5 protein-coding genes are annotated in these 4,487 nt (G+C 39.7%); 3 read left to right on the top strand and 2 right to left on the bottom strand.

Translation table 11 applies throughout. The features are described 5' to 3' along the window. From VNZ46_RS19505 to VNZ46_RS19495, 3 genes are all read left to right on the top strand, one after another. A partial coding sequence (locus VNZ46_RS19505; protein WP_325561749.1) for an ATP-dependent Clp protease proteolytic subunit occupies positions 1-580 on the top strand: 580 nt, incomplete at its 5' end. Positions 581-584: 4 nt separating this feature from the next. Next, positions 585-1,826 carry an ATP-dependent Clp protease ATP-binding subunit ClpX gene (gene clpX / locus VNZ46_RS19500; protein WP_199080172.1) on the top strand — a complete coding sequence of 414 codons (1,242 nt, stop codon included), beginning with the start codon at positions 585-587 and terminating at the stop codon, positions 1,824-1,826. A 115-nt stretch (positions 1,827-1,941) separates the two neighbouring features. Then, complete coding sequence (locus tag VNZ46_RS19495; protein ID WP_325561746.1) at positions 1,942-2,805, top strand: AMP nucleosidase; 864 nt, start codon at positions 1,942-1,944, stop codon at positions 2,803-2,805. Between the two features lie 42 nt (positions 2,806-2,847). Here VNZ46_RS19495 and VNZ46_RS19490 read toward each other — a convergent pair whose 3' ends face one another. Further along, on the bottom strand, positions 2,848-3,354 hold the full coding sequence (locus VNZ46_RS19490) for a SixA phosphatase family protein (RefSeq protein ID WP_325561744.1): 507 nt from the start codon (positions 3,352-3,354) through the stop codon (positions 2,848-2,850). 35 nt (positions 3,355-3,389) lie between these two features. Beyond that, complete coding sequence (locus tag VNZ46_RS19485; RefSeq protein WP_325561742.1) at positions 3,390-4,370, bottom strand: glycosyltransferase family 9 protein; 981 nt, start codon at positions 4,368-4,370, stop codon at positions 3,390-3,392. Between the last annotated feature and the right edge of the window lie 117 nt (positions 4,371-4,487).

Genomic DNA, 4,487 nt, shown 5'->3' with positions numbered 1-4,487 from the left:
GACACCTTATATTATTGAGGAGCGTCAGTTAAACGTGGCTCAGATGGATGTTTTCTCCCGCTTGATGATGGATCGTATCATCTTTTTAGGTGATGCCATCTATGATGGAAATGCAAATATTATTCAGGCACAGCTGTTGTTCCTGCAGTCTACGGACAGTAACAGAGATATACAGATCTATATCAACTCTCCAGGTGGTTCCGTGTATGCGGGTTTAGGTATCTATGATACTATGCAATACATTACCCCGGATGTGGCTACAATCTGTACAGGTATGGCGGCTTCTATGGGAGCAGTTCTGTTGGTTGCTGGTGCAAAGGGCAAGCGTGCGGCATTGAAACATTCCCGGGTGATGATTCACCAACCGTCAGGCGGTGCGCAAGGTGTGGCTTCTGATATGGAGATCAACCTGAGGGAAATGCTTAAATTGAAGAAGGAATTATATGATATTATCTCGAATCATTCTGGCCAAAGCTATGAGTGGGTGGAAAAAGCTTCAGATCGTGACTACTGGATGACTTCAGAAGAGGCGAAAAGCTTTGGAATGATTGATGAGGTATTGGGTTCAAACAATAAATAATAAAATGGCTAAACAAAATAAAGAATCCCGCTGCTCCTTTTGTGGTTCTGGCAAGCAGGACACTTTGATGCTTATTGAAGGTCTGGATGCCTTTATCTGTGATAAATGTGTGGCGCAGGCTAATCAGTTGCTGGTACAGGAGTTGGGCAGTAAGAAATCAAAAGGACTGGATGCATCGGTAACCTTATTGAAGCCGTTAGAAATTAAGCAACATATTGATCAGTATGTAATTGGTCAGGATGATGCAAAAAAGGTGCTTTCTGTAGCAGTTTATAACCATTATAAAAGGTTAAGTCAGAAAGTAAACCAGGAGGATGAAGTAGAGATTGAAAAATCAAATATCATGCTGGTTGGTGAAACGGGCACTGGTAAAACTTTACTTGCAAAGACTATAGCTAAAATATTGCACGTGCCGTTTTGTATTTGCGATGCTACAGTATTAACAGAAGCTGGTTATGTCGGGGAGGATGTCGAAAGTATCCTGACCCGTTTGTTGCAAGCTGCTGATTACGATGTGGCGTCTGCAGAACGTGGTATTGTTTACATTGATGAGGTGGATAAGGTTGCTCGTAAAAGCGATAATCCATCTATTACCAGAGATGTATCCGGTGAGGGCGTTCAGCAAGCTCTGCTCAAAATTCTTGAGGGTACTGTTGTGAATGTACCCCCACAGGGTGGACGTAAACACCCGGATCAGAAAATGATTCCGGTGAACACGAATAATATTCTTTTTATTTGTGGTGGTGCTTTTGATGGTATTGAACGTAAAATTGCCAATCGTTTGCGCACACAGGCAGTGGGATATAAAGTGAAAAAGGATGATGAAGACCTTGACCTTAAAAATCTGTACAAGTATATTACGCCTCAGGATTTGAAGTCCTTTGGTCTGATTCCTGAGTTGATTGGCCGTGTACCGGTTTTAACACATCTAAATCCGCTGGATAAGGCAGCTTTAAGAAATATCTTGACAGAACCTAAGAATTCTTTACTTCGCCAATATGTGAAGTTGTTTGAATTTGAAGGGGTGAAACTCGTTTTTGAGGATGAAGTGCTGGATTTTATTGTCGATAAGGCGATGGAATATAAGCTGGGTGCTAGGGGATTAAGATCCATTTGCGAAGCCATTATGCTGGATGCTATGTTTGATATTCCTTCTGACCCAGGGGTCAAGGAATTAAATATCACACTAGATTATGCGGTGGAAAAATTTGAAAAAGCCGATTTTAAAAAGTTAAAAGCTGCATAAGAATTTAATCCCCGTTTTTACGGGGATTTTTTTTAACTTGTTATTTCCAGAAATGACTCCCGGATTTAATATAGTGTTATGAATAATAAGTAAATTAATAAATAAGGAGAAATATATGAACGAAGAAAAAGATGTAAAAAAAGCGGCAGACGCTGCAGGAAAAGTGAAAAAATCGAAAGAGGTAGAATCTCCGGTTAAATCGGGTTTAAAATCAAAAGAAGATATTGTGAGAAACTGGCTTCCAAGATATACCGGACGTCCATTGGAAGAATTTGGACAGTATATCCTACTGACCAATTTTAGTAAATACCTGCAGATGTTTTCCGAGTGGAATGACAATGCTCCAATTGTCGGTCTGGACAAACCTATGCAAAGTGTTACAGCAAATGGGATCACCATTATCAATTTTGGTATGGGAAGTCCGTTAGCAGCTACTATGATGGACCTGCTGACAGCAATAATGCCTAAAGCTGTTCTGTTTTTAGGTAAATGCGGCGGTTTAAAGAAGAAAAATCAACTTGGCGACCTTATCTTGCCGATTGCTGCAATTAGGGGAGAGGGGACTTCTAATGACTATTTACCTGCCGAAGTACCTGCACTTCCTGCTTTTGCTTTGCAGAAGGCAATTTCGACGACCATTCGTGATCATTCACGTGATTATTGGACAGGAACCTGTTATACCACCAACCGAAGAGTTTGGGAGCATGATAAGAATTTCAAAAAATATTTGAAAAGCCTGCGTGCTATGGCTGTAGATATGGAGACAGCGACTATTTTCACAACGGGATTTGCGAACAAAATTCCTACAGGTGCTTTGCTGCTGGTATCTGATCAGCCAATGATCCCTGAGGGAGTTAAAACAACAGAGAGTGACAGTTCAGTTACTTCAAATTATGTGGAAACACATTTGAAAATTGGAATTGATTCTCTAAAACAATTGATTAATAATGGACTAACGGTGAAACATCTTAAGTTTTAACCGCTGTTAAATCATGCATACTATGTTGTTCTTGATCAACTATCAATGCGGCTCATCTGTGTTCTTAGGGAAATCAAATAACAACATGGTGCCTGTATGATGCCCTATTTCTGCCCAGTCATCTGTATCGAAACGGAGTACCACAACTCCGGCAGTTGGAATGTTGTACAGATTCGCGTCGGCTAGATAATTTGCGAAATCTGTAAATCCTGGATTATGACCAAACATTGCGATATTGTCAATACTATTGGGAAAACTATTCACGATTTTCAGTAAAGCATTTATATTTGCTTCATATATAGAACTTTCTGTTTTAAGATCATCAGTTTTGAAATTCCATACTTCTGCAAAGTGTTTTGCAGTGGACCAGGCTCGTATGGCCGGACTGCTAACCAGATGTTGAGGTACCATTCCTTTCTTTAGAATTTTCTCTGCCATTACGGGTGCATTTTTATGTCCGCGATGATTGAGTGGCCGGTCAAAATCTGAAGTAATATGACTGTCTTTCCAGTCGGATTTTCCGTGTCTTATTAAAAGAAGCTGTTTCATCTGTTTATTTTATTGTTTTTGTCGGGTTCACAGGTTTATGTATTTATAAAGTCAATAATTGGGGCTTCGGGCAGGTCTTTCATACATTTGAAATGTCCGAGAGGACACTTTTCTAAACCAAATTTTGAGCAGGGTCTACAGGATAGTTCAATTCCGGCAATAAAGGATTCAGAAATCTTATAAGGTTGTACACCTAAAAGTTCGGGGGTTGTACCTCCCCAGATAGAGGCAAGAGGCTTGTTAAAGGCTTCAGATATATGGGTAAGACCGGTGTCAAATCCGATGACCTTGTGTGCTTTGGACACTAGAAAGACAGATTGATCCAGATTGGTTAGTCCACAGGTATTGTATATCTTATTTCCAAGGGCATTTTGAATCAGGTCTGCATTCTCTTTTACATCCTGTCCTCCAAGCAGTACAATGGGTGAATCAATACCTTCACAGATCTTAATGATCTGATCATTTGGCAAACGTTTGGTAAAGTGGGTTGCTCCGATTACAAAGGCTACATATTTTTCCAGATGAGATGGAGGAAGGAGATATTTTAACTGGTAATCTTTTGATATGTAGTAGTCAATGGGCTTGTTGTCGTTTTGAACGCCAAGAAATCTAACGGTATCCAGATATCTCTCTACCAGGTGTTTGGGGGATATCATCTGCTTCCATTTGAATTTTAATGCAAGCCATTTATTGATCCTGTCTTTTTTATAAGTTGTGGAAGGGATGTGGGTAGACAGTTTGATTATAGAAGTACGCAGGTTATTATGCAGGTCTACAATCAGGTCAAATTTTTCTGCTTTAATGTCTTTAATCGTATCAGAGAGTTTTGGCCTTAATGTATGGAGTTTACTCAGGTATGGATTGTTCTGATAGATGTACTGAAAAGCAGGTTTGGTCAGAAAATGAACTTCACAGTCAGGTAATTGCTCTTTAAGACATCGTACTACCGGCGTAGTGTATATGATGTCTCCCATGGAACTCAATCTGATCACAAGTATTTTTGCAGGTTTTTTCAACGCTTTTTATTTCTGATTTGATAACGATATTCTGTTTTTCTTTGTTTTAAAGAAAGTTGAGATTTCTGTAAGGCCCAGGGCATTAAGACATTGAACAGCAGTTAAACCACCCTTTCT

Origin of the sequence: Pedobacter sp. (assembly GCF_035566355.1) — a bacterium.
GTDB lineage: Bacteria > Bacteroidota > Bacteroidia > Sphingobacteriales > Sphingobacteriaceae > Pedobacter.
This window is presented reverse-complemented; position numbering and strand designations above follow the sequence as displayed.

Bases quoted from the DNA above. Each gene is read 5' to 3' on its own strand.
- clpX (WP_199080172.1), top strand. From the start codon at position 585: ATGGCTAAACAAAATAAAGAATCCCGCTGCTCCTTTTGTGGTTCTGGC.
- VNZ46_RS19495 (WP_325561746.1), top strand. From the start codon at position 1,942: ATGAACGAAGAAAAAGATGTAAAAAAAGCGGCAGACGCTGCAGGAAAA.
- VNZ46_RS19490 (WP_325561744.1), bottom strand. From the start codon at position 3,354: ATGAAACAGCTTCTTTTAATAAGACACGGAAAATCCGACTGGAAAGAC.